We start from the raw sequence: 25,632 nt of genomic DNA on the forward strand, positions 1-25,632 counted from the left end.
GATGGTTTGAGGTAATAGAGGTCAGGAGCCGAAGAAACGCTGCAGCAGGGCGGCCAGCAGCTTCGGATCCGCTTTTTCCAGCGGGTGGGGCGTTGCGGGCAGCACACCGAGTTGCGCACCCGGGATCGTACGCCGGGCGTTGACCGTCTCTTCAAGCGTCACCATGTTGTCGCGGTCGCCGAGCAGTAATAATACGGGAAGCGTGAGGGAAGCGAGTACCCCATCGGTCAGCAGGGGAGCACGGCCGAGCTCCTGCATGAGCGATGCGGTGTTGGCCAGCACTTCCTTCCAGTTGAGCGGGTAGTGCCGCTCGCGGAGCGCCGCCGCGAAGGCCGGCACCTTCTGCTCGATGACGTCGGGCTGCAGCCCGGCCGCCTCGCGGGCGGCGCCTTCGGGCGTCCAGTCGAGCTTGGTGGCCAGCGTGGCAACGGCCCCGATCAACTCCGGGCGGGTAGCAGCGAGGTGCAGGGCCACGTAGCCGCCCATGCTGTACCCGAATACGGACGGCCGGTCGAGGCCTTTCTCCTGGATGTATCGCTCCACGAAACCGGCGAAGGCAGGCACCGAAAAGCCGCCGTCGCCGGCCGGTACGCCGCCATGCCCCGGCAGTTGCAGGGAGTGCAGGTCGTAGTGACCGGGCAGGGCTTCGGCAAGGGGCCGGAGCTGATCGGCGCTGCCGAGCGCGCCATGGAGGAGCAGGAGGGACTTCATAAGCGGTGTGGCTGAGGTGGTTGGCGGCAAAGTTATTGTAAGAAGAGAGGGTGGATAAAACAAACGCTATGAAACGGATCCTCTTCAGCGCCCTCATCGGGCTGGCACTGGCAGGCTGCAGCAATGCAACCGACGGCAACGCGAATACCGACACTACGAATTTCTCCCCCGACACCGGCGCTGCCAGCGCAGTCAACGATACGGCCAAACATATCAACACCGCCTCCGGCGAGTACCCGAACGATACCATCCCGCAGCACAACGTGAAGGGCGACGTGCGCTCTTCCTCGCCCAGCCCCACGCAGGACCGTTCCACTACCCCAGGCAACGATTCGGCGCGGCAGCGGCAGTACTGAGACGGGAATCGGCAATCGGCAATCGCGAATGGAGCGATGTGGCGATGAGACGCTCGTAGAAATGCGGGCGACCGTGTCGGGAAAGGCCAGGAACCGGAAATCCTGTGGCAGGTATTTCACAACGAGCCGGATTCTAACGATCGCAGGACGTGTCGAAAGTTGTATAACTGTTGATCTTTACAGGGAAACAGAGTATGGATCGGCGTTCCGGATTGCTGCGTTAACCACGGGTGGCCACTACATACCCGGAGGCCTGGGTTTCCGTTGAAACCCTGGGTCGGGAGCAACTGTCACGCGATATCTGGATCGATCACCAGCTAAAGGAACGATGCGCCTTATACGCATCTGCCCCATGCACCTCCCACCCCTGCCCCATTCACGATTGCCAATTCACGATTCACGCTCCCGATTCCCGTCCTAATCCCCTGACCCTGCGCCCTTTCGGCCGGTGGCACGATTATTTTACCCACCCCGGAAACCGCCCGTTCATGGTCAAGTTATTCTGCTCCGAGGTGCAGGTCGCCGATACGACCTTCGAGACAATGATCTCCGTGTTCACCCGCTACGAAGGCACCTCCTTTGTCATCAACGTAAAGGAAATGCGCCTCGCCCCCTCCGTATCCGACGATGAAGCCCAGCGCCTGCTCGCCGAAGAGCTCCAGGAAGCGATCTCCCGTTTCTACCAGAAAAGCAACAACGGCACCCAGCTCCGTGCCGTGTAAGTGTCCGGCGTACACATTGGGGGCTTTGGCTTACTTTAGCACAAAGTCTTGCTTATGCGCCCCCTGCTTTCCCTCCTGCTCCTGTGCAGCCTCTCGCTGAGTGCCCTTGCCCAGTCGCCTGTAGCTCCGCCCTCCTGGATCCTGTCCGGCAACATCTACGAGGTCAACGTACGCCAGTATACGCCCGAAGGCACCTTCCGCGCCTTTGAAGCCCACCTGCCCCGCCTCAAGAACATGGGCGTGCAGACGCTCTGGTTCATGCCCATCCACCCCATCTCCAAGAAAGACCGCAAAGGCGGTCTCGGCTCCTACTATGCCATCGCCAACTACCGCGGCATCAACCCCGAGTTCGGCACCCTCGCCGACTGGAAGCGCCTCGTGAACAAGGCCCATAGCCTCGGGATGAAGGTCATCATCGACTGGGTACCCAACCATACCGGTGGCGACCACTACTGGCTCACCAAGCACCCCGATTTCTACGTAAAGGACCCGAAAACCGGCGAGGCCGTGTCGCCCTTCGACTGGACCGACGTGCGCAAGCTCAATTACAGCAACCCGCGCATGGTGGACTCCATGATCGCCACGCTCAAATACTGGATCCGCGAGACCGGCATCGACGGCTACCGCTGCGACGTGGCCGGCGAAGTCCCCAAAGCCTTCTGGAGCCGCTGCATCCGTGAGCTGCGCACCGTGAAGCCCGTATTTATGCTGGCCGAAAGCAACGAGCCCTGGATGCACGAGGTGGGCTTCAACGCCACCTATGCCTGGGAGCCCTTCTCGATCATGAAAGACATCGCCGCCGGCAAGCGCTCCGCCTCCGCGCTCGACTCGCTGCTGACGCGCGAGGACACGGCCTTCGCGCGCAACGCGATGCGCCTGTACTTCACCTCCAACCACGACGAGAACACCTGGAACAAGGCCGACTACGGCACGATGCCCGGCTCCGTGCATGCACCCTTTGCCGTGCTGACGTTTACCATGAAGAAGACGCTGCCGCTCGTATACAGCGGGCAGGAAGAGCCGGTGATGGACTCGCTCTCCTTCTTCTGGAAAGACACCATCGGGTTCCGCAAATATGCCCGCGCGCCCTTTTACAAGCAGCTGCTGACGCTGCGCCGCACGAACCCCGCCATGGCCTCCGATGCTACGTTCACGCGCCTCGCCACGGGCAACGACAACGCCCTGTTCGCCTTCGAGCGCCGCAAGGGCACGGGCAAGGTGCTCGTGATCCTGAACCTCTCGGGCAAGCCGCAGCAGCTCACCTGGAAGCAGCAGCCTTCGCAGAACGTGTGGATGAACGTCTTCGGCGGACTGCCCGAGCCCGTGAAGAACGGCTTCGGCATTGAGCCCTGGGGCTACGCGGTGTATGAAAGCCGGTGAACCGCAGAACAAGGAATATCGAATAACGAAGGGAAGGAGGGACAGACGTTCCTCCTTTTTTATACAAGCACTGTGGTGATGATGGGCCCGAGAGAGAAGGAACGCAGATGATACGGATTTTATACGATGAGCGCGGATGGATACTACCATGCTGCTCGACTCCTGGCTGCGATGTCTTTGCCGGTATGATTTACTGGTACGATTCGGAATATCCCGGCAGCGGCCTATTGATCCTGATGAAAAGATGCAGCATAAGCGGCTGAACCGATGAGCGGTCCCGGTAAATGGATTGGCGCTAATCGTATCAATCATAAAAAATCCGCGTTCTTTCTCTACCTCCTTCGTCATTCAACATTCCTTGTTCCTTATTCCCTGTTCCTTGTTCCTTGTTCTTCTGTTCCCTACCTTGTAGCCATGGAAGCAGCCCTGAAGCATTCCCTCGAAAAAATGCGCGCGCACTTCGACAGCGGCGCCACCCGCCCCTACGCCGCACGGGTAGCGGCGCTTGAGGCCCTGCGCGCCGCGGTGCTCCGGCACGAGGGCGCCATCAACGAGGCGCTGATGACCGACCTCGGCAAGAGCGTGGAGGAGACCTGGGTCACGGAGACCGGCTTCCTGCTTGGTGAGATCCGGCACACGTTGAAGCACCTCAAAGCCTGGATGCGCCCCGAAAAAGTGCCGACCAACCTGCTGAACCTACCCTCCCGCTCCCGCATCCACCGCGAGCCGCTGGGGGTCGTGTTCCTCATCGCCCCCTGGAACTACCCGCTGCAACTGCTGCTGGCGCCGCTCGTGGGTGCGCTCGCGGCCGGCAACTGCGCTGTGCTGAAGCCCTCCGAGTTCGCGCCCGCCACGGCCGCCCTGCTGCGCCGTATTATTACGGATGCCTTCCCGCCGGAGCAGGTGCTGATCGTGGAAGGCGACGGCGCCGAAGTGATCCCGCCGCTGATGCGGGGCTTCCGCTTCGACCATGTGTTCTATACCGGCTCCACCGCCGTGGGGCAAAAGATCTATGCGCTGGCGGCGGAGCGGCTCGTTCCCGTCACCCTTGAGCTCGGGGGCAAGAGTCCCTGCGTGGTGGCTGCCGACGCCAACCTGCGCGTGGCGGCCCGCCGCATTGCCGTTACCAAGTTCTCCAACGCCGGGCAGATGTGCGTGGCGCCCGATTATGTGCTGGTGCACGCATCCGTAAAAGACGCCTTCGTAGACCAGCTCAAGGCCACGATCCTGCAGTTCTTCACCGACGACCCGGCGCGCAGCGGTCACTATGGCAAGATCGTCAACGACCGCGCCTTCGCGCGCCTCACGGGCTACCTGCAGCAGGGCACGGTGCTGTTCGGCGGGCAGCACGACGCCGCTACCCGTTACATCGCGCCCACGCTGCTGGAAGGCGTCTCCCCGGAGTCCGCGCTGATGGGCGAAGAGATCTTTGGTCCGCTGCTGCCCATCCTCACCTATACGAGCGACGAGGAAGCACGTGCGCTCATCCGCCGCCACCCCGACCCGCTGGCCTTTTACCTGTTCACGGAAAGCGCGGCTGCCGAGCGCGCGTGGATCGAAAGCGTGCCCTTCGGCGGCGGCTGCATCAACAACGCCTCCTGGCACCTCACCAACCCGGCACTGCCCTTCGGGGGCCGGGGCCCCTCGGGCATCGGCGCCTACCATGGCCGCTTTTCCTTCGAAACCTTCAGTCACCGGAAGGCCCTCCTGAAAACACCCACCTGGTTCGACCCGGACCTCAAGTACCCGCCCTTTGCCGGCAAGCTCAAATGGTTCAAGAAGGTGATCCGGTAGAAGCCGCTGCGCGGCTGTCTATTGGTTTATTAGTTTATTGGTAAGGGGTCGTTCACAGCGGCAAAGTAGTTGCGAGTGGATCGGCCGTCATTGCGAGCGTAGCGTCCCGAAGCCTCGGGACAATCTCCTGCGTTACGCGCAGTGTCCGCTCGGGCAGTCCGGCGCAGGCGCCTGACATTTCCTAAAGTCGAACGCGGGTTTCACGTAAAGCCGCAAAGGTGCAAAGACCCGATAATGACATTCGAACCGCTCGCCAATCGGCGAATACAGATATAACTAAAGTCGCCTTCTCTCAGAACCTTGTCGCGCGTCAGCCAGATCCTAGATCACACATCCGAGATCTGAGATCAAACATCCGGGATCCTTATCGGGCGCCAGCCGAAATCTGAAATCTGAGATCACACATCTGAGATCCCCCACCCTACCTTCGCTCCCATGATGACCTTCCGGCAACGACTGCTCCGCTCCCTCTATCCCGTTTACCAGGCGGTAGCGCGCCTGACCGGCCGCCACCGCAAGGTCCTGCACCGCGAGCCCGCGGTAACGCCGCCGGCATCCCTGTACGATCTCGAGCTCACGCTCAGCAACGGGGAGCGGCTGCCGCTTTCGCGCTTCCGCGGCCGCAAGCTACTGCTGGTGAATACGGCGAGCAACTGTATTTATACAAGCCATTACGAAACGCTCCGCGAGCTGGAAGCACGCTCCATCGGGCTGGCCATCATCGCCTTTCCGGCCAATGATTTTAAGGAGCAGGAGCAAGGCTCGGATGCGGAGATCGGCGCCTTCTGCCGCACCGCCTTCAGCATCTCCTTCCCGGTGGCGCGCAAAGCGCCCGTGTTGCCCGGCGCGGACCAGCAAGCCGTGTACCGCTGGCTCACCGACCCGGCGCAGAACGGCTGGAACAGCCAGGCCCCGACCTGGAACTTCGCCAAGTACCTCGTCGACGAACAGGGACGCCTCACGCACTACTTCGACCCCGCCATCACGCCCGATTCCGACGCGGTCATCCAGGCTATGGAGCGCAGGTAGCCGAAGTCACGGCAAATCCGGCAAGGCACGGGCCCTGGTGTTCGAAGCAACCACCGCAAAAAACCAACCTCACAAAACCTTTCAAAACCTCACAAAACCCTTCGCCTCCTCCCAAACCTCCGGAACAAAACCGCTCCTCCCCGGTAAAATATCGTAGAAACACCATTGTCCGGCTTTGATGATTGGCCCATCTTGCAGGCAAACCAACGGATATGCTGCTTCCCCCGGTATTATCGCTGAAAGTGGAGGCCATCGGCAGGATCTTTTACTTTCTCTATGCCGACGGCGCGCCGCTATCGCCCGCACGCCTGCTTCCCGGCAAACCGGTAGCCGAGGAGTATGAGCTCACCCGCAATGCCGACGGCAGCTGGCCCCGCCTGGAGGCAAAGGCCCGCGTCGGGCGCGGCGGCTACCTCCGGATCGGGTGGACCGACCCCGCCACCCGGCGCCCCTGCGACCAGAAGCTCTGGCATCATCCCGATTGGCAGGAAGAAACGATCAGCATCGGCGCCCCGGTGGTACCCGCCGGACTAAAAACACCCTGTTAACCGCTACTTACGCCGTGCACGAGCCTGGCGCCCCGTGTTAAAAGCAACCTAAAACCACCCGCACCCGCTGCTTATCGTTTGTGCAATCGCGCGAAAGGTTACATCTTTCTGGAAACCTTCCGACATGAGCAACCGATACCTGGCCCTTGGCCTGCTGCTGGCCGCCGTCACTCCGCTCGTTTTCTCTTTCCGCGGCCCGCGCTCCGAAGCACCACCCGCCCCGGCACCCAAAAATCCACGGGTGCAGGTAGCTCTCCTCCTCGACGTCAGCAACAGCATGGACGGACTCATCGACCAGGCGAAGGCCCAGCTCTGGAGCACGGTACAATTGCTCGGCCGCGCCCAATGCCCGGAAGGAGCGCCGAAGATCGAGATCGCCCTGTATGAATACGGGCGCACATCCAACAACCCCGCTGCCGGCTACGTGAAGCGCATCACCCCGTTCACCAGCAACCTCGACTCGCTCTCGCTGCTGCTCTTCGCGCTCAAGACCAACGGCGGTGAAGAGTATTGCGGACAGGCCATCAGCACCTCCGTGAAAGAGCTCGACTGGGACACCGCCGCGGGCACCTACAAGGTCGCCTTCATCGCCGGCAACGAAAGCTTCCGCCAGGGCTCCGTACAGTATACGCAGGCCTGCCTCGAAGCGCGGCAGCGCGGCATCATCCTCAATACCATTTACTGCGGCGACCGCATGAGCGGCATCCGCGATTTCTGGGACCTCGGCGCCGAGTGCGGTACCGGTAACTTCACCAGCATCAACTCCAACTCGAAGCTCGAAGACATCCCGACGCCCTACGACAGCACCCTCATCACGCTCAACAGCCGCTTCAACGGCACGCACATCGCCTACGGCCGCGTCGGCGCCAGCGGCTTCATGAGCATGGAAACGGCCGATGTGGCCAACGTTGCCCATTCGCGCAAAACGGCGGCCGCACGCATCGCGGTAAAGGGTAAGAAATCGCTGTACAAAAATGTGCAGTGGGACCTCATCGACGCTGCCACCGACGATAAGCAGGGCGACAGCATCTACGTGGCGAAGATGAACCGCAGCGAGCTACCCGACAGCCTGAAGAAGAAGTCGAACGCCGAGCTGCTGCGCCTTGTGCGCGCGAAAAACGCGGAGCGCGAGGCCGTGCGGCAGGCGATCGAAAAAACAAGCGCCGAGCGCGAGCAGTGGCTTGCCGCCGAGCGCCGCAAGCGCGCACAGCAAACCAACGAAGCCACGCTCGAAACCGAAATGGAAAAGATCCTGAAAGAGCAGGCAGGACGTTTCGGCTACCGCATCCAATAAACCGGCAACAGGCAGCGTTTCGTACTCATACTAAACCAACCTACCTATGCGCTCCTTCTCCCGTATAGCCGGCGCCTGCCTGCTCGCCTTACTCCTGTCTCACCCTGCCCAGGCACAGAAAAAAGCGGTACCCAAGTTGCAGGTAGCCCTGCTGCTCGACGTGAGCTTCACCATGGAAGGCCTGATCGAGCAGGCGAAGACGCAGCTCTGGAGCACCGCGCGGATGCTCGCGCGCAGTGAGTGCGAAGCCGGGCGCCCGACCGTGGAGATCGCCCTGTATGAATACGGGAGACCGTCCAACGGCGCCGCTGCCGGCTACGTGCGGCAGCTGAGCCCGTTTACCAGCAACCTCGACGCCCTTTCGGACCAGCTGTTCCGGCTGCGTACCGACGGGGGCGAGGAATACTGCGCCGAGGCGATCCATGCTGCCGTAACGGAGCTGCAGTGGGATCCCTCGCCGGCCTCCTACAAAGCGATCTTCATCGCGGGCAACGAGAACTTCCGCCAGGGACGCTACCCCTATGCGACCGCCTGCGCCGAAGCCGTAGCCAAAGGGATCGTGGTGAACACGATCTATTGCGGCTACCGGGCACAGGCCTACAATGAGTTCTGGGACCTTGGCGCGGAATGCGGCGGCGGCAGCTTTACCAGCATCAACGCCGATGAGGCCGAGGAGCTTCCCGAAACGCCCTTCGACCGCCAGCTCATTACCCTGAATGAGAAGGTGAACGCCGGTGCCAGGAGGAGCGGCGCCTTCGCGATGAACGCGCCCACTACAATCAGAGGCTATAGTCCGGGCATCCAGGCCGAGCGCATTACAACGCGCAGCGCTATGGGCACGCTGGCACCGCCCGATACGGTGGAAGTACGGGACATCAATAACCCGGATGCACTTCGCGAGTACGTAGTCACCGAAAGAAGTCCCGAATACGATCCGCACGACCTGGAAGTGCAGGTCAATACCCATAGGCGCCGTCAGTCGGGCACGCCAGGCAGTGCGGCCGCCGCCCCAAAGGTGCGGTACCGGTACAGCGATAAAGAGCGGGCGCAGCTGCAGCGCCAGATTGCCGCGCTGGGTGTGCGCCGCGATGCCTGGCTCCAGGCCGAGCGGAAAAAACGCGCCACGACGGGAACGGCCACGCTCGGCAGCGAGATGGCGCGCCTCCTGAAGCAGCAGGCTGGCGCCCGGGGCTTCCGCTTCCGCTGAGCGCGGCATCTCGTTTGCACGGGTACCGGCAGCAAACGCAGGCATATGAAAGAAGAGCAGAAACATCCCGCCCCTCCGGAGCAAACCCAGCAAGGCACCACTCCCGACGCCAATGCGCAGGGGGCCGCCGCGCCCCATGCGGAAGAGCCGCACTTCGGCCATGGCGACCGCTCCGATACCGACGAGATGGACGCCCTCAACAGCAACGACGGCAACCGCGCCAACGGCTTCCGCGACCAATAACGTTGCCCCGGATCAAGACCGGCCGCACAGCCCCTCCCGCCGTGCGGCCGGGTCGTTGTATGCGGGCCGGAAGCCGTACTTTTAGGCGAACGAAACACCCATGATGGACCTCGACGCCTATTACGAACGGCTGGACCGCCAGGAAGCCGAAATGGTGGAGCTTGCCCGCAGCATTCCCGAACACCGCGCACCGGAAGGAGCCGAAGGAAGGTGGTCGCCCGTGCAGGAGCTGGAGCATGTGTGCCTGCTCGAAGGCCTCGTGTGGCACCTGCTGCAGCGGGGCACCGAAACGCGCGCGGGCGTGCCCGAGCTGTTTGGCGACGCCAAGCTGGAAAAACTGCTGGTGCAGGGCCGGCAATACAAGATCGTGGCGCCGGAGATCGTGCAGCCGAAGGGCAGCCTCACTACCGTCGACGCATTCATCGACCGCTTTCAACAGCAACGCACGCAACTGAAGGAAGACCTCAGCAGCGGCCGCATCCGGCCCGACGACCGCACCTACCGGCACCCGATACTGGGCGAGCTCACGATGATCGACTGGCTTCACTTCATGGTGCAGCACACGCAGCGGCACCTGTTAGCGCTCCGCGAATCCCTTCACCTCAGCACACCCATCGCATGAGTACCGTCGCCAACACTACCGCGGCGCCGCTGACCGTGCTCCTCGACACGGAGCGCCTCCACCTGCGCAAGGCCGACGCGGCCGCGCTCTCGTATTTATACAATGAGTGCACGGCAGCAGAAGGAGCGCGCCTGCTCGGGTTGCCGGCCGATGCCTACCAGCGCGAGAAAGCGAAGTTCGCCGGCGGCTTCACCACCTTCAACAAGACCTTCCTCTTCGTTCACCTGCTTCCCAAGGGAAGTGACGTCGCCATCGGGTGGTGCGGCTTCCACACGTGGTATACCGACCATGCCCGCGCCGAGATCGGCTACGTACTCACCGACGAAACGCAGCGGGGCAAGGGCTATATGAGCGAAGCCCTCGGCGCCGTGCTCGCGTACGGCTTCCGGGAGCTCGGGCTGCACCGCATTGAAGCGTTTGTGGGCCCCGGCAACACGCCTTCGCTCCGGCTGATGGAACGACACGGCTTTGTGCGCGAGGGGCTCTTGCGCGAGCACTACTTCACCAACGGCCGCCATGAGCACTCGGTGGTGTTCGGGCTGCTGCGCGCGGAATGGCTGCAACGCACCCAGGGCGAAACCCCAAACCAACAGCGATGACCGGACCAGGCCCCGACAAGATCAACCTTGCCGAAAAGCTCGCGCGCTTCGGCGACCACTGGCATCCACGCCTCGTAGGCGCGCTCAACGGGCAGCACGTGAAGCTCGTAAAGCTCAAAGGCGAATTCGTATGGCACCAGCATGAGCACGAAGACGAGCTGTTCCTCGTGATCGCGGGAAGCTTCCGCATGGAGTTCCGCGACCGCAGCGTGGAGCTGAACGCCGGCGAGCTGCTCATCGTGCCGCGTGGCGTGGAGCACCGGCCCGTTGCCGACAACGAGTGCTCGGTGCTGCTCTTCGAGCCGGCGGGCACGCTCAACACCGGCGATGCGGAAAGCGTGCTGACGCGAAACGAGCTCGAATGGATCTGAGTCCGGCCCTCGCTCCCTGCAAGACCTACACGTTCAAGCGCCGCCCCACCTACAGCGTGTACTTCAGCGACATCGGCAAACGCCTTGACGGTTCGGATAAGTTCGAGCTCTATGAGGAGGAGCGCCTGATCGCCGCCATCGCCACCAGCGAATCCGAGGCGGTGGCAAAAGTGATTGGCGAGGAGCACACGTACTCCCTTGACCAGTACCGCTTCAGGCACCACTTCCGCACGCTCAAGTTCCGCGACGAAACCGGCCGCGAGGTCGGCTATACGGAGCGGCGCACGCACTTCCTCGGGCCAGATTCCTACCATGTGCATTCCTGCTGGCGGGCACATCCTTTCGACCTGCTGCGCCTGAAACGCGATGAGCGCCGTGCACTCGGTGCGGGAGTTGCCTATGCCTGGACGATGAATGGCGAGCTGCAATGCCGCCTCCGGTCGGGCCCCTATTCCTTCTGGGAAGCATCCGATGCGGATAAGGAAATGACCGGCATCCTCGAATGCTTCGCAGCCCTGCGGCCGATCGAGCTCCTGCTCCTGCTGCGCTCCTTTCAATTGCACATCACCCCGCGCTGATGGGACCGGACGCCGCGCCTGTGCATAAGTGCCCATAACCCGTGCAAGCCCTTTTTCGTACCTTGCCCTTTCAACGCCTGATGGAGCAACCGTATTTCATACCAAAGCCGGCCACCACCTTCCTCGACCTCGAGCGGCCCATCGTGTTCTTCGACCTGGAGACCACGGGCACCAACGCGGGGCAGGACCGTATCATCGAGCTGTGCGCCATCAAGCTCCTCCCCAATGGCACGCAGGAGGAGCGCTACCACCTCATCGACCCCGTTGTTCCCATTCCGGCCGAAGCCACCGCCATCCACGGCATCTCCGACGCCGATGTTGCCGGGCAGCCCACGTTCGAAAGCCTTGCCCCCGAGCTCGAGACCTGGTTTGCCGGCTGCGACCTCGGCGGCTACAACATCAAACGCTTCGACGTACCCTTCCTCATCGAGGAATTCGCGCGCTACAAGCGCTACCCGATCAAGGTAAGCGAAACGAAGCTGGTGGACGTGATGGCCATCTACCACCACAAGGAAAAGCGCGACCTCGCGGCGGCCGTGCGCTTCTACTGCAACCGCGAGCACGAGGGCGCCCACGGCGCGCGCGCCGACGTACTGGCCACCATCGATGTGCTGAAGCACCAGCTGCTTCGCTACGAAGACCTCAAAGGCAACACCTCTTTCCTGCACGACTACCTCGGCGACAACCACTACCTCGACCTCGGGCGCAAGTTCCAGCGGGCAGGCGGCGGACACATCGTGTACACCTTCGGCAAGAACAAAGGCAAGCGGGTGGAGGAAGACGTCGACTACCTCAAGTGGATCTACGAGAAGAGCGACTTCGGCGCCGAAACGAAGCTTGCCGCGCAACGTATCTTTTACAACCTGCTCTGGAAGAACAAGATCGTGGCCTGGCTCGAGGCCAACGGCATCCCCAACAACGTGGCGCTTGCCGGCGCGCTCTACACGAAGCTAAAGTTCGGCACCGGCGACTTCCCCTTCACCACGCACCAGGAAGGCGCGCACCTCGTGGTGACCTACGCCACCGAGCCGCCCTCATCGTACAGGTTCCCGCACAAAGACGCCCGCGACATCATGCTGCAGCTGCTCGAAGAAGAGATCAAGGGCACCGGCCACGGTTCCGGCCCCCTGTCCCCCGTAGGGGGAACTTAGGTCGAACATACTTTTCTAGTTGCGACCGTTTTTTAAAGTCGTGTAGTCGTAAATCTTTCACTGCCGCATTTTCTCTAGGTCATCTCGAGTTCCATTATTTCGGGCTTCCCTATATTAGCACATTAGCATATTCGCTCATTAGCACATTAACCAATGACCTCCAACGCCGCCACCCCCGAGCAATACCTCGCCGAAATTCCTGAAGAGCGCAGAGCCGCCATGGAGCGCCTGCGCTCGATCCTGAAAGCGCACCTGCCGCCCGGCTTCGAGGAGCGCATGGCCGGCGGCATGCTGAATTACGTGGTGCCGCACAGCCTGTATCCCAACGGCTATCACTGCAACCCGAAGCAGGCGCTTCCCTTTATTTCCGTTGCGTCGCAGAAGAACTTCATCGCCCTGTATCATATGGGCATGTACAGCGACCCGGAGCTGCTCGACTGGTTCGTATCCGAATACCCGAAACACAGCAAGACGAAGCTCGACATGGGCAAGTCCTGCATTCGCTTCAAGAAGCCCGACGCCATCCCCTTTGCCCTCCTCGAGCAGCTGGCCGGCAAGATGTCCCCGCAGCGCTGGATCGAGGTATACGAATCGCAGCTCGCCGCTTCGCGGAAGTGATCGCCCCGCAGCGCGCAACTACATTGAAAAAGACGCAGGGATGCGTCTTTTTTGGCCTTGTCCGTTGCCGTACTTCTACGGATTCCTGTTCCTTGTTCCTTGTTCCTTGTTCCTTGTTCCTTGTTCCCTGTTCCCTGTTCCTTGTTTCTTCTTCCCCACGACTAAAGTCGTGGGCTGGTTATAAATCGAAAACCCATGGCTGAAGCCATGGGCTGGTTGAGAAATCCCGGGATACGGCACCCGACACGGAACACGAAAGGCCGCCCGGAGGCGGCCTCTCTATAGGTAAAACACGAGTCCGGTTAGAAGCGGAAGCCGACGCCCACCTTGAAGGCACGGTTATAGGCATCGAGGCTGCGGTCCGCGTCGATCTTGCCCAGGCCATGGTCGTAAGCCGCATTGATGTGGAAGCCATTATTGAACTGGTAGCCAATACCGCCGGTGAGGCCGAAGTCGACCTTATTGAACTGGTCGGCCACGTCGTAGCGCTTGTTGAATACGTTGAATCCTAATGCGCCGGCAGTAGCATGGAGCTGCGCCTGCGCGAGGTAGGACACCTGCGGGCCGGCAAAGGCCTGGAAGCCGCCGAAAGTACCCTTAACCAGCACGGGCAGCGAAATATAATTGAGGTTGAGGCGGGCCTTGCCATTGAGCGAGAGGAACTCCGCGTCCTTGAGTCCATAGGAGCCCTGAAGCACATAGCCCTTCTGATCGTAGAGGATGCCGGGCTCGATGGAGAAGCCACCACCGACCGGGATATTGACGGTACCGCCGGCATAGAAGCCCGTGCGGCTCTCTGTATTGAAGATGCCATCGGTGTAGTCGACCATGCCATTGAGGCTCTCGCTCGCCTCGCCTTTTATCGAAGCGGAGTTAAGACCGGCCTTGATGCCGAAGGATACTTTTTCGGGGCCTGCGGATTTCTGTTGGGCAGCAGCGGAAAGCACAGCCGCAAGGCCGGCAAGGAGTAGAAACTGTTTTTTCATAAGTTAGGGAAGGCGGTTGTTGGTGCGCTTCGGAGGTAAGAAGGCCACGGCTCCCGATGGATTAACCGGCACGCCCAAAGCTTTTGTTAAACACCCGTTGCTGCCCGATGCCATACGTCACCCAGTGAACCGGCACCTCGTTACATTCGTTGATCTGTAAAGCAATACCCATGAACTGGAATGACGTCCTTGACCATAGCCGCAACCCTGCTACCCCTGACACCCGTGTCGAAAAGACCGACGCCGAATGGAAAGCCCTGCTCACACCCGAGCAATACCGCGTAACGCGGCAACACGGCACCGAGCGTGCGTTTACCGGCGAATACTGCGAAGCCCACGCACCCGGCATCTATGCCTGCGTGTGCTGCGGCACACCGCTCTTCGATTCCACCACCAAGTTCGAGTCGGGCACCGGGTGGCCCTCCTTTACGGAGCCGGTGCAGGACAACGTCATCCGCTACAAGCGCGACACCTCGTATGGCATGGACCGTGTGGAAGTACTGTGCAACATATGCGACGCGCACTTGGGCCATGTGTTTCCCGACGGACCGCGCCCCTCGGGCCTCCGCTTCTGCATCAACTCGGCCTCGCTGCGCAAAACGGAGAGCGGAGACGGCGATACCGAGACAAAAGAAAAAGTGCTGGAAACGGCCACCGTGGGCGGCGGCTGCTTCTGGTGCATCGAAGCCTACCTCGAGCAGCTGCGCGGCGTGGAAAGCGTGGTCTCCGGGTATGCGGGCGGCAGCACCGAACGCCCTACCTACGAGCAGGTGTGCGGCGGCGGCACCGGGCATGCCGAAGTGGTCCAGGTACGCTTCGACCCGCGCGCCCTTTCCTATGCCGACCTGCTGAAGGTCTTCTTCATCATGCACAACCCAACCACACTCAACCGGCAGGGCGCCGACGTGGGCACGCAGTACCGCTCCGTTGTACTCACCGAAAACGAGGAGCAGGCGGCCACCGCGCAGGCGGTGATGCAGGAGCTGCAGCCTTATTTCGAAAAGCCGATCGTAACCGAGGTGCAGCCGCTGCAAGCCTTCTATCCCGCTGAAGCCCACCACCAGGGCTACTACCGTACCAACCCGCAGCGCGCCTACTGCCAGTCGGTGATCAACCCGAAGCTGGCGAAGATGCGCGAGTACTTCAAGGGGCACCTGAAAACGCAGGGGGCCTGACGGGACACGCACTGTTTAGGTGGTACGATCTTAAAAGCTAGTAGAGGGCCTGGCAAGGCCGCAAGCGGCCTGTTTTGCGCTGCGCCGCAGCGAAGGGCGACGCAGCGAAGCCTATAAGCTGAACAACACCACGCGTTTCCTCGTCGCGCCGTTGCGTTCAAAGGCCGCTTGCGGCCGACCTTTTCAAAGTCTCGGAGATCTTGATCAATTGAAACAGCCTTTAAGGGAGCCTACTGCCTTGGCGCCGGAGCAGGGCTAGGTATTACTGCTTAACCCTCCAAAATCGCCTAGGAGATGTGCGGGGATCCGCAGCCGGGATTGTAACTTCAATACAGACCTGACTGCATGGAACACGCCCAACCCCATACTACTTCACGCGTTCCCCTGCGCCCTGTGCCGCCCCCGCCGGTACCGGACTTCTACGGGGACCTGAGCGAGAAAACGCGCCTCATCATCGAGGCCGCCCTCGACGCCATCATCGGCATCGATACCAGTGGCCGGATCATTCTCTGGAATCCACAGGCCGAACTCCTTTTCGGATGGAAGCGACCGGAGATCCTGGGCGCTCCGCTCACCACCACGCTCATTCCGGAGCGCTTCCGCGCCCGCCATCAGCAAGGCTTCGACCGCTACCTCCAGACCGGCGACGGCAGCACCCTCAACCAGCGCATGGAGATCACCACCATCGACCGGCAAGGCCGCGAGTTCCCGGTGGAGCTCATCATCACCCCCATCCGGGAAGATGGCCAGTCGTTCTTCTGCGCGTTTATCCGCGACCTCACCGAGCGTAAGGAAGCGGAGCGCCGCCTGCGCGAAGGCGAGCAGAAATTCACGTCGCTGGTGCAGAACTCCTCCGACATGATCGCCATCCTCGACGACAGCGGCAACTACCTCTATGCGAGTCCTTCGGTAACGGCCATCCTGGGGTACACCACGGAACACTTCCGCCAGCGCGACTTCTCCGGCTTTATCCACCCCGACGACCTGGGCCGGGTGCAGCGGGCCTTCGGGCAACTGCTGGCACACGAACGGGCGACCATCGCACCCTACCGCTTCCGTGCCGCCGACGGCTCCTGGCGCTGGATCGAATCCTACGGCTCCAACCTGCTGCAGGATGATGCCATCCGCGGACTCGTGATCAACAGCCACGACGTAACCGACCGGGTGCTGCTGGAAGTAGAGCTCGAGCAGAAGACCCGGTCGCTGCAGCGGGAGATGACCGCCGCCGTGATCCAGGCCCAGGAAAGCGAGCGCGCCCAGCTCGGGCAGGAGCTGCACGACAACGTAAGCCAGGTGCTCACCACCGTGAAGCTCTATATGGAAATGCTGCGCGACGGTATCGGCAGCCCGGCAGGCCTGGCCGACCGCGCGATGGGCCACCTGCAAGACAGCATCGACGAGATCCGCAACATCTCGAAGCGCCTCTCCGCGCCTACCCTGGGCTCCATCTCCCTTACCGACTCACTGCGCGAGCTGGTGGAATCCATCAACCTCACCGGCCGCATCGCGGTGCGGCATTGTATCGAAGGCATCAACGACGCGGAGATCTCGCGCGACATGCACCTGGCGCTCTACCGCATCGTGCAGGAAGCGCTCAACAACAGCATCAAGTATGCCGATGCCGACAGCGCCGCCATCCTGCTGAGCCGCCGGCAGGAACACCTCAACCTGCAGATCTACGACAACGGCCGCGGCTTCGACATCAACACCCGGCACACGGGCATCGGCATCACCAACATGCGCTCGCGCGCCGAGCACCTCAACGGCACCTTCCGCATCGAAAGCACGCCGGGCAAGGGCACGATGATCAAGGTGAGCATCCCGCTGCGATAAGGGTTCATGTAGAAAATCATCGCTTATATTGTCCGACGCAAGCGGCTGGCATTTCTTAAAGCGGTACGCGGGTTTCTCGCAAAGACGCTAAGACGCGGAGCACGCAAGGGTCATTGCGAGTGCAACGAGGCAATCTCCTATGTTACGCGGAGTGATCCTCAAAGCCACGGCCTTAGGAACACTCCGCAAGTTGTGGAGATTGCTTCGTGCCTCGCAATAACGATAAGGCCCCGCCGTTGGCGGGGCCTTATCGTAAAATCATGTCGTCCTGATTCTTTTGCGTGCACCTAGCCGCGGCAGGTACCGGCGTAGAAATATTCCTCCGGGCGGGGCAGCTCGATGCTGCCGTAGTAGCGTACCACCTCGTCGAGCACGGCGTCGATCTCCTCCACCACCGGCAGCGTCACCAGCTTTGCGCGGAACTCCTTGATGTTGGGCAGGCCTTTCAGGTAATTGGTGTAGTGCCGGCGCATCTCGTTGATGCCGACGATGGGGCCTTTCCACTCCACGGAGCGGTGGAGGTGCTGGCGGATCACATCCACGCGCTGCTGCACGGTGGGCGGGGGCAGCATTTCGCCGGTAGCCACGAAGTGCTTGATCTCGCGGAAGATCCAGGGATAGCCGATGGCCGCGCGGCCGATCATGAGGCCGTCGACGCCGAAGCGGTTCTTGTAGTCGAGCGCCTTCTGCGGCGAGTCGATGTCGCCGTTGCCGAAGATGGGGATGTGGATGCGGGGGTTGTTCTTGACGCGGGCGATGGGCTCCCAGTCGGCCACGCCCTTATAGAGCTGGCAACGCGTGCGGCCGTGGATGGCGAGGGCCTTGATGCCCACATCCTGCAGGCGCTCGGCCACTTCGTCGATGTTGATGCTGTTATCGTCCCAGCCGAGGCGCGTCTTCACGGTCACGGGCAGGGAGGTGGAGTTGACCACCGCCTTTGTAAGGCGCACCATGAGGTCGATGTCGCGCAGCACGCCGGCTCCGGCGCCCTTGCTCACCACCTTTTTCACCGGGCAACCGAAGTTGATGTCGAGCAGGTCGGGGCTCACGGTCTCCACGATCTGTGCCGACAGCGACATGGCTTCCTCGTCGCCGCCGAAGATCTGGATACCTACGGGACGCTCCTCTTCAAAGATGTCGAGCTTCTTGCGGCTTTTGATGGCATCGCGGATGAGGCCTTCGGAGGAAATGAATTCCGTGTACATGAGGTCGGCGCCATTCACCTTGCACACCGAGCGAAAGGGAGGATCGGAAACGTCCTCCATCGGAGCGAGGAGGAGCGGGAAGTCGGGGAGTTGTATCTTGTCGATGGTGACCACAGCAGCTGAATAATCCGGCTTATCTTGCAGCCGGAGCGCAAAGGTACAATCCCTTGCCGGAGCTTTATGCAAACATATCTTAAAACGCGGCCGATCGGGGTACAGCTGCTGTTCTTCGTAGGCATGGCGGTGGGGATTTTCATGATCGTGTTCTTTTTCGGCGGGATGATCCTGGCCCAGATCACCGGCATCAAGCTGCTCGACATGGGTAATTACAAGGCCTGGAACCCGAACGATCCGGCCGTGCTCTCGATGCTCCGCGGCACCTTCCTCCTGCAGTTCCTCGGGCTCTTCCTGATCCCCTCCTTCCTGTTCGCCAAAGCTTCCGACCCGCGCCCCGGGCAATACCTCGGCCTCCGCGCCCCGTCGCACGCCGGCTACTGGCTCCTTGCCGTGGTGGCCCTGCTGGTGGCGATCCCGCTCGTGGAATACACCGGGTTGCTCAACAAGGAGCTCATTCAGCACAGCCCTTTTCAAAAGAAGGCCGGCGAGATGGAGGAAAGCGCGGCACGCGCACTGGGCGTGGTACTGAAGATGCGCACGATCGGGGACCTGCTGCTCAACCTCGTCTTCATCGCGGTGTTTGCCGGCGTGGGCGAGGAGCTATTCTTCCGCGGCATCGTGCAGCGCCTCTTCATCAAGGGCACGCGCAGCCCCTGGGCCGGCATCCTGATCGCGGCCTTCCTCTTCTCCTTCTTCCACATGCAGTTCTACGGGTTCCTCCCCCGCTTCCTGCTCGGCATCCTGCTCGGCGCCGCCTACTGGTACAGCGGCTCGCTCTGGCCCTCCATCTTCGCCCATTTCTTCTACGATGCGCTGTTCATCACGATCGCCTACTTCAAGCCGGAAACGGTGACGAGCGATGCGCCGGTGCTGCAAAACAGCGGGCTGATGCTCCCGGTGGCCCTCATCAGCGCCGCGCTCACCGGCCTCCTCGTGTGGCTGATGCGCCGGCAGAGCGATACGCGCTTCGAAGCCGTGTATGCCGACGAGCTGCGACCCCAACCCGCAAAAGACCTAAGATTTTAAGCATGGCGTTCAACTGGTCCACCTTTCGCACCCGCGCCCTAACGGCCGTCGTTTTTGTAGCCATCATGGCCGCGGGCCTCTTCTGGAACGAGCACTCGTTCCTGGTGTTGTTCTCCCTCGTACACTTCGGGGGCTGGCGCGAATACCGGAAGCTCGTAACCGCCTTTCAGCCGGCGTTCCCGAAAGACCATCCCGCCATACGCTTTGGCATCCCGCTCGGCGGCTGGTGCGTGCTGCTGTACTTCACGCACGGGGGCCTCGACACCGGGTCGCTCAACCTGCAGGTAAGCGCCCTCTGGGCAGGAGCGGCACTGCTGTTGCTGAGCCCCCTGCTCCTGCTGAAGCGCCCCGTCGCGCTCGGCTACGCGCTGGCAGGCCTCCTGTACCTCTCGTTGCCGCTCGGCCTGCTCGTTGACCTGCGCTTCCGCCCGCTGACCCTGACGCCCGCAAGCACGTACACATCGCTCAACCTCGTGCTGCCGCTGCTCGTGATCTTCAGCATCTGGATCAACGATACCATGGCGTATATCGTGGGCTCGCTCATCGGCAAAACGCCGCTCTCGCCCATCTCGCCCAAGAAGACCTGGGAAGGCACCATCGGCGGCGCCCTGCTGGCCGTGGCCGCCATGAGCGCCATCGCCCATTTCAGCGGCCTCCTCCCCGTGGTTCATACCGCCGCCATCAGCGCCATTGCGGCGGTGACGGGCACCTACGGCGACCTGTTCGAGAGCAAGCTGAAGCGGATGGCCGGCGTCAAAGACAGTGGCTCCTTCATGCCGGGCCACGGCGGCTTTCTCGACCGCTTCGACTCGCTCCTCTTCGCTGCTACAGCCGTGTGGGTCTACGTTGTTCTGATGTTTTGAGTCCTGGGCTCTTGTTGCCCCGGAGCTCAGCCATAGAAGGCGAAACCCGGAACCGTAAACCCTAAAAACCTTAAGAACCTTAAGAACCTTAATTTAGCGGCCATAAAACCAACGGATGCGCATACATAAAGAAGGCTACCCTACCATTTTCCTATCCATCATCGTGGTGGCCGTCATCAACCTCCTGACCCTCTTCCTCCTTGCCCCCCGCTACCCGGTGCTTACGTGGATCATCCTCATCGCCACGGTGGGCCTGCTCATTTTCATCTTTTCCTTCTTCCGGATCCCGAAGCGCACCCACAGCTCCGGCTCCGACCTGATCGTAGCGCCTTGCGACGGCACCGTGGTGGTGATCGAGGAAGTAGAGGCCGACGAGTTCTTCAAGGACCGCCGCATCCAGCTTTCGATCTTCATGAGCCCGCTCAATGTGCACGTGAACCGCAACCCCATCGACGGCGAGGTGCTCTACAGCGAGTACCATCCCGGCAAGTTCCTCGTGGCCTGGCACCCGAAGTCGTCCACCGAAAACGAGCGTCACAGCGTGGTGTACCGCAGCCTCTCCGGCCGCGAGGTGCTGGTGAAGCAGATCGCGGGCGCCCTGGCGAAGCGGATCGTCAACTACCTGAAGCCCGGCGACCGGGTGCACCAGGGCGGCGAGATGGGCTTTATCAAGTTCGGCTCCCGCGTAGACCTGCTGCTGCCCGTGGGCACGCAGATCGACGTCAAGATCAACCAGAAGGTGCAGGGCGGCGTGACCGTGCTGGGCAAATGGTAATTCCCCTAACTTTAAGACACAAACCCTCCGCATGAAAAAGTATACGCTCATCGCACTGGCCGCCATCTTCGCCGTAGGCACGGTAACCGCCACGGCCCTCAACGCCGACAAGGGCAAGAAAAAGAAGCATGGCTGCTGCGCCAAGATGGAGAAAGCCGCGTGCAAGAAAGAGATGAAGAAGTGCGCGAAGATGTAAGCGCGTACTTTCAAAAAGATTGAAGCCTCCCGGATGGGGGGCTTTTTTTATGCGTGCGACCTCCGAGTTTTTCCCGCCGCAAGCGGCTGACACCCTTTAAAGCGGCACGCGGGTTTCGCGCGGAGACGCCAAGGCGCAAAGACGCGGAGCATATTGCGCTAGGCGAAGCAACCGTCATTGCAAGGCAGATGGACGCCAGAGGCGGTCAGCAACAAAACAATCTGATAAAAGGCGACACTGCGGCCATTAGCGCGTACTTCGCCAGGAGCCGTTGTGCCAGCCATCGGTGGATTGCTTCGTCGGGCCCTTGCCTTCCGCAGGCCACTCCGCGCAATGACGGGTCAAAGGTGGCTTTGCGTGCTCCGCGTCTTGGCGTCTCCGCGCGAAACCCGCGTTGATCTTTAAGAACAGCCAGGCGCCTGCGCCGGGATATATGCATTTACAAGACCTTACACCGATTACAGGAACTCCTCCAGCTGCCGTAAGGCAGTAATGGTGTAGGTCGGCTTCACATCCACCTGCGGCTTGCCGTTGTAATTCACGTGCACCGCATCCATCCCTACGTTCAGCGCACCGGCCACGTCCACGTCGAGGGCGTCGCCGATCATGAGGCTTTCGGCAACGGTGGCACCCGCCTTATCCAAGGCATAATGAAAGATCTCGGGTTGCGGCTTCAGGCTGTTGCTGCCCTCGGAGGTCACCACGTGCCGGAAGAATTTATCGAGGCCCGACACGCGCAGCTTCATGTGCTGGATATCTTCGAAGCCGTTGGTAATGAGGTGCAGGCCATATCCTTTTTCCTGCAGGTACGTAAGCACCTCGATCGTATCCGGAAAAATACGGGTCCGCGTCGGCATCAGCTGCAGGAACTGGTTAGCGAGCTCTTCGCACAGCTCCTCGTCGGCCACCTGGAAGTCGAGCAGCGTCAGCCACATCCGCTTGATCCGGAGCTCGTCCTGCTTGATATGCCCCTGCCGGTAGCGGGCCCAGAGCTTGTCGTTATGGGCCACGTAGCACTCGTAAAAGCGGTCGAAGTCGCGGATGCCCTTGTCGGGCAGGCGCAGGTCGAGGTGCAGCTGCTCGAGGGTAGCGCGCGCATTGGCATCGAAGTCCCAGAGGGTATGGTCGAGGTCGAAGAAGAGGTGACGGTATTTTCCGGACGGCATTGGGTGACGGGCTTTAGCTTTGCGATGAACCAACAAAAGTACACATGAACGTGGTGATCACCGGCGCCTCGCGCGGCATCGGCAAGGCTATCGCAGAGCAATTCGCGCGCCATGGGGCGGCCCTCTTCCTCAACGCCCGGAACGAAGAAACCTTAACGGGCACCGTCGAAGACCTCCGGGCACGCTTTCCCGAAGTGCGCGTCGAGGCCTTCGCCGCCGATCTGTCGGACAAGGAAGGTGCCCGTCGTTTCGGAGAATGGGTCAACAACAGCGTCGATGGCGTGGACGTGCTCGTGAACAACACGGGCACCTTCGTGCCCGGCTCCATCTCCTCCGAGCCCGACGGCGCCCTCGAGGCGATGCTGACCACCAACCTCTACAGCGCGTACCACGTAACGCGCACCGTGCTCCCGAAGATGATCGCCGCGCGCAGCGGCCACATCTTCACCATCTGCTCCATCGCGAGCCTGCAGGCCTACCCCAACGGCGGCGCCTACAGCATCTCCAAGTTCGCCCTGCTGGGCTTCAGCAAGAACCTGCGCGAAGAATTGAAGCCCCACAACATCAAGGTCACCGCGGTGCTCCCCGGCGCCGTGTACACCGATTCCTGGAACGGCTCCGGCGTGCCCGCCGAGCGCATCATGAAGCCCGAGGACATCGCCACGCTGATCCACGCCATGACCGGGCTTTCGTATGCTGCGACCGTAGAAGAACTGGTGATCCGCCCGCAACTGGGAGATCTGTAGAACAATGGAACAGGGAATAAGGAACAGGGAACAGTTGAAGTAAGTACAAAATGGCCAAGGCCCGTAGCATGGAGCGCTACGGGCCGTTTTATTAATTCCTTGTTCCCTGTTCCTTATTCCTTGTTCACCTGTTCTTTCTCTTCGGCATACTTGTAACCGACTCCCCTCACCGAATGAAAATACTTCGGGTTGCGCGAGTCTTCTTCGAAGTACTTGCGGAAGTTGAGGATGAAATTGTCGATGGTGCGGGTGGTGGGATACACGTTGTAGCCCCATACCGACTGCAGGATCTTCTCGCGCGGCACCACGTCGTTGCGGTTTTCGATGAGAAGCTTCAGCAGCATCGTCTCCTTCTTCGAGAGCTCGATGCGCTCCCCTGCCTTTGTACGGGCCTCCTGCGCCTTGAAATTGACCGTGTGGCCGCCGAAGGTGTAGGTGTCGCCGAGGGTCGTCTTTTCCTTGATGCGCTTACTTTTCGAGATGAGCTTCTGCACGCGCAGGATCAGCTCCTCCAGGTTAAAGGGCTTTGTAAGGTAGTCGTCGGCGCCCTTCTTGAGACCCCGCACGCGGTCTTCGCTGCTGTTGCGCGCACTCAGGATCAGGATGGGCACCTCGTCGTTCGTAAGGCGGATGTTCTGGATCACTGACAGGCCATCGATCTCGGGGATCATGACGTCCATGATCACGAGGTCGAAGTATTCCTCCTGGAAGGCCTTCAGCGCCGCGATGCCGTCGTACGACGAGGTCACCTCGTAGCCTTCGAGCTCCAGGTTGAGGCGGAGCGCCTCGTGCAGGTTCTCTTCATCTTCCACCAGCAGGATGGAAGGTTTCTTTGTAGGGTTCATGCGATGGTTACGCTTTGAAGCGCACCGTAAAGGTAGCGCCCGTTGGGGCATTATCGGTGAGGCTGATGGCCGCATCGTGTGCCCGCGCGATGCGGCTGCAGATAAAGAGGCCGAGGCCGGTGCCCTTGGTGCGGCGCGTCTGCTCGTTGCCGACGCGGTAGAACTTTTCGAACACCCGCTTCTTCTCTTCGTCGGGCACGCCCGGTCCTTCGTCGCGCACTTCGAGCACGGGACCGCGCTCGCCCCGCTTCAGCGAGCACCACACGGGCGTGCCCTTCGGCGCGTACTTGTTGGCGTTCTCCACCAGGTTGCTCACCAGGAGGCCCAGGAGCAGGGGGTCGCCCTGAAGGTCCATTTCGGGACTGATGTCGGGGTGTAGCGGCCGGTCGGGGTAGCGGGCGCTGAAAGCCTGCAGCACGTCGTGCACGAGGCCGCTGAAGTCGACCTCCTCGCGGGTGAGGCGGTAGGCGTCGTCGTCGAGCTGCGAGGAAAGCAGGATGTTGTTGATGAGGGTGTCGAGGCGGAGCGTTTCCTGGAGGGTGGCGCTCATCAGCCGCTGGCGCTGCTCTTCCTGCAGCTGCCGGCGCTGGAGTGTTTCGAGGTTGAGGCGGGCCACCGACAGCGGCGTCTTGAGCTCGTGGGTGATGGCCATCATGAAGTTCTGCTGCTGCTGCTGGAGGCGGAACTGCCGGCGCACGAGTCGGTAGATATACACGGCGCCGAAGAGGATCAGCACGAAGAAGGTGGCGCCCTCATAGATATACTTACGGAAGTTGCGCTGGTACTGAAAGCTGATGAAGGAGCGGACCGACGCGTCGCCGGGTCGCAGGTGCTCGTAGCGCTCGTAATAAAGGTCGCGGATGGCGGCGTTCTGCCGCTCGAGCGAGATGAGCCACCACACGAGGGCCGCGATGATGTAGCAGAGCAGCACCCAGAATACGACGGTGGCGAGGCGGATGGGGCCCTTGCCGCCGCTGGGCGTCATCCGCCGCGTTTTTTCTCCACGCGGAGCCCGACGTTGTGCACGCCGAGCAGCGGGTTCTCGCGCATGATGTGCTCGAGGGTGAAGGTATAGGTGCCCGCCTGGCGGAAGTAGAACTCCTTGCCCACCGGCGTGAGCGCGATACGGTGCTCGAAGACGTCGCTCATGCCCGTGCCGAGCCAGCCCTTTTCGTTCGTGGCCAGCGGCAGCTCGTATTGCACACGGGCCGTCTTGCCGTCGGGGAAGGTCGTGGCGAGGCTGACCCATACATTGTTGAAGCCGTACTCTGCCGAGTGCCGGAACAGTACGTACAGCTGGTAGGGCGCCGTCGTGTCTTTGATGTCGAAGCGGAAGGTGGGCTTTACGTTGCTGCGCCACTCATGTCCCTTCAGCGCAGCCGTGCGCTCATAGAGGTCGATGGTATCGCAGCCGCCCAGGAAGAGCGCCGATAAAATCAAAAGGGAGAGGGAGCGGGTCATGGTACAAAACTAAAG

General features: G+C 61.4%; 29 protein-coding genes. 22 read left to right on the plus strand and 7 right to left on the minus strand.

Features of this window, described 5'->3' with window-relative positions; translation table 11 throughout:
* Positions 1 to 21 precede the first annotated feature (21 nt).
* Positions 22 to 711: an alpha/beta fold hydrolase gene (locus ABD937_RS23245; RefSeq protein WP_345258449.1), complete on the minus strand. Its 690-nt coding sequence runs from the start codon at positions 709 to 711 to the stop codon at positions 22 to 24.
* A 68-nt stretch (positions 712 to 779) separates the two neighbouring features.
* Between ABD937_RS23245 and ABD937_RS23250 the strand changes: the two genes are divergently transcribed.
* From ABD937_RS23250 to ABD937_RS23320, 15 genes are all read left to right on the plus strand, one after another.
* Positions 780 to 1,067 (plus strand): membrane lipoprotein lipid attachment site-containing protein, encoded by a 288-nt coding sequence (locus tag ABD937_RS23250; RefSeq protein ID WP_345258450.1) that lies wholly within the window; start codon positions 780 to 782, stop codon positions 1,065 to 1,067.
* A gap of 488 nt (positions 1,068 to 1,555) precedes the next feature.
* Positions 1,556 to 1,789, plus strand: a complete 234-nt coding sequence (locus ABD937_RS23255) for a hypothetical protein (protein ID WP_345258451.1) — start codon at positions 1,556 to 1,558, stop codon at positions 1,787 to 1,789.
* A 54-nt stretch (positions 1,790 to 1,843) separates the two neighbouring features.
* On the plus strand, positions 1,844 to 3,169 hold the full coding sequence (locus ABD937_RS23260) for an alpha-amylase family glycosyl hydrolase (protein WP_345258452.1): 1,326 nt from the start codon (positions 1,844 to 1,846) through the stop codon (positions 3,167 to 3,169).
* Between the two features lie 414 nt (positions 3,170 to 3,583).
* The gene (locus tag ABD937_RS23265; protein WP_345258453.1) at positions 3,584 to 4,963 is read left to right on the plus strand and encodes an aldehyde dehydrogenase; all 1,380 of its coding nucleotides are present in this window, start codon (positions 3,584 to 3,586) and stop codon (positions 4,961 to 4,963) included.
* Between the two features lie 435 nt (positions 4,964 to 5,398).
* The gene (locus ABD937_RS23270) at positions 5,399 to 5,992 is read left to right on the plus strand and encodes a glutathione peroxidase (RefSeq protein ID WP_345258455.1); all 594 of its coding nucleotides are present in this window, start codon (positions 5,399 to 5,401) and stop codon (positions 5,990 to 5,992) included.
* 212 nt (positions 5,993 to 6,204) lie between these two features.
* Entirely contained in the window at positions 6,205 to 6,540 is a 336-nt protein-coding gene (locus tag ABD937_RS23275; RefSeq protein ID WP_345258456.1) for a hypothetical protein, read from the plus strand.
* A gap of 124 nt (positions 6,541 to 6,664) precedes the next feature.
* Positions 6,665 to 7,834 carry a hypothetical protein gene (locus ABD937_RS23280; protein WP_345258457.1) on the plus strand — a complete coding sequence of 390 codons (1,170 nt, stop codon included), beginning with the start codon at positions 6,665 to 6,667 and terminating at the stop codon, positions 7,832 to 7,834.
* 46 nt (positions 7,835 to 7,880) lie between these two features.
* On the plus strand, positions 7,881 to 9,041 hold the full coding sequence (locus tag ABD937_RS23285; protein ID WP_345258458.1) for a vWA domain-containing protein: 1,161 nt from the start codon (positions 7,881 to 7,883) through the stop codon (positions 9,039 to 9,041).
* A 45-nt stretch (positions 9,042 to 9,086) separates the two neighbouring features.
* Entirely contained in the window at positions 9,087 to 9,284 is a 198-nt protein-coding gene (locus ABD937_RS23290) for a hypothetical protein (RefSeq protein ID WP_345258459.1), read from the plus strand.
* Between the two features lie 100 nt (positions 9,285 to 9,384).
* Positions 9,385 to 9,906 carry a DinB family protein gene (locus ABD937_RS23295; protein ID WP_345258461.1) on the plus strand — a complete coding sequence of 174 codons (522 nt, stop codon included), beginning with the start codon at positions 9,385 to 9,387 and terminating at the stop codon, positions 9,904 to 9,906.
* Complete coding sequence (locus tag ABD937_RS23300; protein WP_345258462.1) at positions 9,903 to 10,505, plus strand: GNAT family N-acetyltransferase; 603 nt, start codon at positions 9,903 to 9,905, stop codon at positions 10,503 to 10,505. Before ABD937_RS23295 ends, ABD937_RS23300 begins: the two co-directional genes overlap by 4 nt.
* Positions 10,502 to 10,876: a cupin domain-containing protein gene (locus tag ABD937_RS23305; protein ID WP_345258464.1), complete on the plus strand. Its 375-nt coding sequence runs from the start codon at positions 10,502 to 10,504 to the stop codon at positions 10,874 to 10,876. The genes ABD937_RS23300 and ABD937_RS23305 overlap by 4 nt, the downstream gene beginning before the upstream one ends.
* Positions 10,867 to 11,454: a hypothetical protein gene (locus tag ABD937_RS23310; protein ID WP_345258465.1), complete on the plus strand. Its 588-nt coding sequence runs from the start codon at positions 10,867 to 10,869 to the stop codon at positions 11,452 to 11,454. Before ABD937_RS23305 ends, ABD937_RS23310 begins: the two co-directional genes overlap by 10 nt.
* Positions 11,455 to 11,534: 80 nt before the next feature.
* Entirely contained in the window at positions 11,535 to 12,605 is a 1,071-nt protein-coding gene (locus ABD937_RS23315; RefSeq protein ID WP_345258466.1) for a 3'-5' exonuclease, read from the plus strand.
* Between the two features lie 153 nt (positions 12,606 to 12,758).
* Positions 12,759 to 13,223, plus strand: a complete 465-nt coding sequence (locus tag ABD937_RS23320) for a DUF1801 domain-containing protein (RefSeq protein WP_345258468.1) — start codon at positions 12,759 to 12,761, stop codon at positions 13,221 to 13,223.
* Between the two features lie 302 nt (positions 13,224 to 13,525).
* Here ABD937_RS23320 and ABD937_RS23325 read toward each other — a convergent pair whose 3' ends face one another.
* Positions 13,526 to 14,209 carry a porin family protein gene (locus tag ABD937_RS23325; RefSeq protein ID WP_345258469.1) on the minus strand — a complete coding sequence of 228 codons (684 nt, stop codon included), beginning with the start codon at positions 14,207 to 14,209 and terminating at the stop codon, positions 13,526 to 13,528.
* Between the two features lie 170 nt (positions 14,210 to 14,379).
* Between ABD937_RS23325 and ABD937_RS23330 the strand changes: the two genes are divergently transcribed.
* Together ABD937_RS23330 and ABD937_RS23335 are read left to right on the plus strand one after the other, a co-directional pair.
* On the plus strand, positions 14,380 to 15,384 hold the full coding sequence (locus tag ABD937_RS23330; protein ID WP_345258470.1) for a bifunctional methionine sulfoxide reductase B/A protein: 1,005 nt from the start codon (positions 14,380 to 14,382) through the stop codon (positions 15,382 to 15,384).
* 345 nt (positions 15,385 to 15,729) lie between these two features.
* Positions 15,730 to 17,217 carry a PAS domain-containing sensor histidine kinase gene (locus ABD937_RS23335; RefSeq protein ID WP_345258471.1) on the plus strand — a complete coding sequence of 496 codons (1,488 nt, stop codon included), beginning with the start codon at positions 15,730 to 15,732 and terminating at the stop codon, positions 17,215 to 17,217.
* Positions 17,218 to 17,504: 287 nt separating this feature from the next.
* On the opposite strand, the gene dusB is transcribed toward ABD937_RS23335, so the two are convergent.
* Entirely contained in the window at positions 17,505 to 18,536 is a 1,032-nt protein-coding gene (gene dusB, locus ABD937_RS23340; protein WP_345258472.1) for a tRNA dihydrouridine synthase DusB, read from the minus strand.
* 66 nt (positions 18,537 to 18,602) lie between these two features.
* Here dusB and ABD937_RS23345 point away from each other — a divergent pair, with 66 nt between their 5' ends.
* From ABD937_RS23345 to ABD937_RS23360, 4 genes are all read left to right on the plus strand, one after another.
* Positions 18,603 to 19,565, plus strand: coding sequence for a CPBP family intramembrane glutamic endopeptidase (locus ABD937_RS23345; RefSeq protein ID WP_345258473.1), 963 nt, complete (start codon positions 18,603 to 18,605; stop codon positions 19,563 to 19,565).
* 2 nt (positions 19,566 to 19,567) lie between these two features.
* Positions 19,568 to 20,428: a phosphatidate cytidylyltransferase gene (locus tag ABD937_RS23350; protein ID WP_345258475.1), complete on the plus strand. Its 861-nt coding sequence runs from the start codon at positions 19,568 to 19,570 to the stop codon at positions 20,426 to 20,428.
* A gap of 115 nt (positions 20,429 to 20,543) precedes the next feature.
* Positions 20,544 to 21,203 carry a phosphatidylserine decarboxylase family protein gene (locus ABD937_RS23355; protein ID WP_345258476.1) on the plus strand — a complete coding sequence of 220 codons (660 nt, stop codon included), beginning with the start codon at positions 20,544 to 20,546 and terminating at the stop codon, positions 21,201 to 21,203.
* A 31-nt stretch (positions 21,204 to 21,234) separates the two neighbouring features.
* Complete coding sequence (locus ABD937_RS23360) at positions 21,235 to 21,399, plus strand: hypothetical protein (protein WP_345258477.1); 165 nt, start codon at positions 21,235 to 21,237, stop codon at positions 21,397 to 21,399.
* A gap of 458 nt (positions 21,400 to 21,857) precedes the next feature.
* On the opposite strand, the gene ABD937_RS23365 is transcribed toward ABD937_RS23360, so the two are convergent.
* Positions 21,858 to 22,565, minus strand: coding sequence for a YjjG family noncanonical pyrimidine nucleotidase (locus ABD937_RS23365; protein ID WP_345258479.1), 708 nt, complete (start codon positions 22,563 to 22,565; stop codon positions 21,858 to 21,860).
* A gap of 44 nt (positions 22,566 to 22,609) precedes the next feature.
* Here ABD937_RS23365 and ABD937_RS23370 point away from each other — a divergent pair, with 44 nt between their 5' ends.
* Positions 22,610 to 23,311, plus strand: a complete 702-nt coding sequence (locus ABD937_RS23370; protein ID WP_345258480.1) for an SDR family NAD(P)-dependent oxidoreductase — start codon at positions 22,610 to 22,612, stop codon at positions 23,309 to 23,311.
* 113 nt (positions 23,312 to 23,424) lie between these two features.
* Here the strand turns inward: ABD937_RS23370 and ABD937_RS23375 are convergent, their stop codons facing one another.
* Genes ABD937_RS23375 through ABD937_RS23385 form a run of 3 tightly spaced genes read right to left on the minus strand, consistent with a single transcriptional unit; the run spans position 23,425 to position 25,617 of the window.
* On the minus strand, positions 23,425 to 24,156 hold the full coding sequence (locus ABD937_RS23375) for a response regulator transcription factor (RefSeq protein ID WP_345258482.1): 732 nt from the start codon (positions 24,154 to 24,156) through the stop codon (positions 23,425 to 23,427).
* Positions 24,157 to 24,163: 7 nt separating this feature from the next.
* Positions 24,164 to 25,141, minus strand: coding sequence for a sensor histidine kinase (locus ABD937_RS23380; RefSeq protein ID WP_345258483.1), 978 nt, complete (start codon positions 25,139 to 25,141; stop codon positions 24,164 to 24,166).
* Entirely contained in the window at positions 25,138 to 25,617 is a 480-nt protein-coding gene (locus ABD937_RS23385) for a gliding motility lipoprotein GldH (protein ID WP_345258484.1), read from the minus strand. Before ABD937_RS23385 ends, ABD937_RS23380 begins: the two co-directional genes overlap by 4 nt.
* Between the last annotated feature and the right edge of the window lie 15 nt (positions 25,618 to 25,632).

This window comes from Flaviaestuariibacter amylovorans (assembly GCF_039541815.1).
Taxonomy (GTDB): Bacteria; Bacteroidota; Bacteroidia; order Chitinophagales; family Chitinophagaceae; genus Flavisolibacter; species Flavisolibacter amylovorans.

Bases quoted from the DNA above. Each gene is read 5' to 3' on its own strand.
- ABD937_RS23280 (WP_345258457.1), top strand. From the start codon at position 6,665: ATGAGCAACCGATACCTGGCCCTTGGCCTGCTGCTGGCCGCCGTCACT.
- ABD937_RS23330 (WP_345258470.1), top strand. From the start codon at position 14,380: ATGAACTGGAATGACGTCCTTGACCATAGCCGCAACCCTGCTACCCCT.
- ABD937_RS23325 (WP_345258469.1), bottom strand. From the start codon at position 14,209: ATGAAAAAACAGTTTCTACTCCTTGCCGGCCTTGCGGCTGTGCTTTCC.
- ABD937_RS23300 (WP_345258462.1), top strand. From the start codon at position 9,903: ATGAGTACCGTCGCCAACACTACCGCGGCGCCGCTGACCGTGCTCCTC.
- ABD937_RS23275 (WP_345258456.1), top strand. From the start codon at position 6,205: ATGCTGCTTCCCCCGGTATTATCGCTGAAAGTGGAGGCCATCGGCAGG.
- ABD937_RS23285 (WP_345258458.1), top strand. From the start codon at position 7,881: ATGCGCTCCTTCTCCCGTATAGCCGGCGCCTGCCTGCTCGCCTTACTC.
- ABD937_RS23305 (WP_345258464.1), top strand. From the start codon at position 10,502: ATGACCGGACCAGGCCCCGACAAGATCAACCTTGCCGAAAAGCTCGCG.
- ABD937_RS23265 (WP_345258453.1), top strand. From the start codon at position 3,584: ATGGAAGCAGCCCTGAAGCATTCCCTCGAAAAAATGCGCGCGCACTTC.
- ABD937_RS23380 (WP_345258483.1), bottom strand. From the start codon at position 25,141: ATGACGCCCAGCGGCGGCAAGGGCCCCATCCGCCTCGCCACCGTCGTA.
- ABD937_RS23360 (WP_345258477.1), top strand. From the start codon at position 21,235: ATGAAAAAGTATACGCTCATCGCACTGGCCGCCATCTTCGCCGTAGGC.
- ABD937_RS23375 (WP_345258482.1), bottom strand. From the start codon at position 24,156: ATGAACCCTACAAAGAAACCTTCCATCCTGCTGGTGGAAGATGAAGAG.
- ABD937_RS23350 (WP_345258475.1), top strand. From the start codon at position 19,568: ATGGCGTTCAACTGGTCCACCTTTCGCACCCGCGCCCTAACGGCCGTC.
- ABD937_RS23355 (WP_345258476.1), top strand. From the start codon at position 20,544: ATGCGCATACATAAAGAAGGCTACCCTACCATTTTCCTATCCATCATC.
- ABD937_RS23290 (WP_345258459.1), top strand. From the start codon at position 9,087: ATGAAAGAAGAGCAGAAACATCCCGCCCCTCCGGAGCAAACCCAGCAA.
- ABD937_RS23250 (WP_345258450.1), top strand. From the start codon at position 780: ATGAAACGGATCCTCTTCAGCGCCCTCATCGGGCTGGCACTGGCAGGC.
- ABD937_RS23335 (WP_345258471.1), top strand. From the start codon at position 15,730: ATGGAACACGCCCAACCCCATACTACTTCACGCGTTCCCCTGCGCCCT.
- ABD937_RS23255 (WP_345258451.1), top strand. From the start codon at position 1,556: ATGGTCAAGTTATTCTGCTCCGAGGTGCAGGTCGCCGATACGACCTTC.
- ABD937_RS23315 (WP_345258466.1), top strand. From the start codon at position 11,535: ATGGAGCAACCGTATTTCATACCAAAGCCGGCCACCACCTTCCTCGAC.
- ABD937_RS23295 (WP_345258461.1), top strand. From the start codon at position 9,385: ATGATGGACCTCGACGCCTATTACGAACGGCTGGACCGCCAGGAAGCC.
- ABD937_RS23260 (WP_345258452.1), top strand. From the start codon at position 1,844: ATGCGCCCCCTGCTTTCCCTCCTGCTCCTGTGCAGCCTCTCGCTGAGT.
- ABD937_RS23245 (WP_345258449.1), bottom strand. From the start codon at position 711: ATGAAGTCCCTCCTGCTCCTCCATGGCGCGCTCGGCAGCGCCGATCAG.
- ABD937_RS23270 (WP_345258455.1), top strand. From the start codon at position 5,399: ATGATGACCTTCCGGCAACGACTGCTCCGCTCCCTCTATCCCGTTTAC.
- ABD937_RS23345 (WP_345258473.1), top strand. From the start codon at position 18,603: ATGCAAACATATCTTAAAACGCGGCCGATCGGGGTACAGCTGCTGTTC.
- ABD937_RS23385 (WP_345258484.1), bottom strand. From the start codon at position 25,617: ATGACCCGCTCCCTCTCCCTTTTGATTTTATCGGCGCTCTTCCTGGGC.
- ABD937_RS23370 (WP_345258480.1), top strand. From the start codon at position 22,610: ATGAACGTGGTGATCACCGGCGCCTCGCGCGGCATCGGCAAGGCTATC.
- ABD937_RS23365 (WP_345258479.1), bottom strand. From the start codon at position 22,565: ATGCCGTCCGGAAAATACCGTCACCTCTTCTTCGACCTCGACCATACC.
- ABD937_RS23310 (WP_345258465.1), top strand. From the start codon at position 10,867: ATGGATCTGAGTCCGGCCCTCGCTCCCTGCAAGACCTACACGTTCAAG.
- ABD937_RS23320 (WP_345258468.1), top strand. From the start codon at position 12,759: ATGACCTCCAACGCCGCCACCCCCGAGCAATACCTCGCCGAAATTCCT.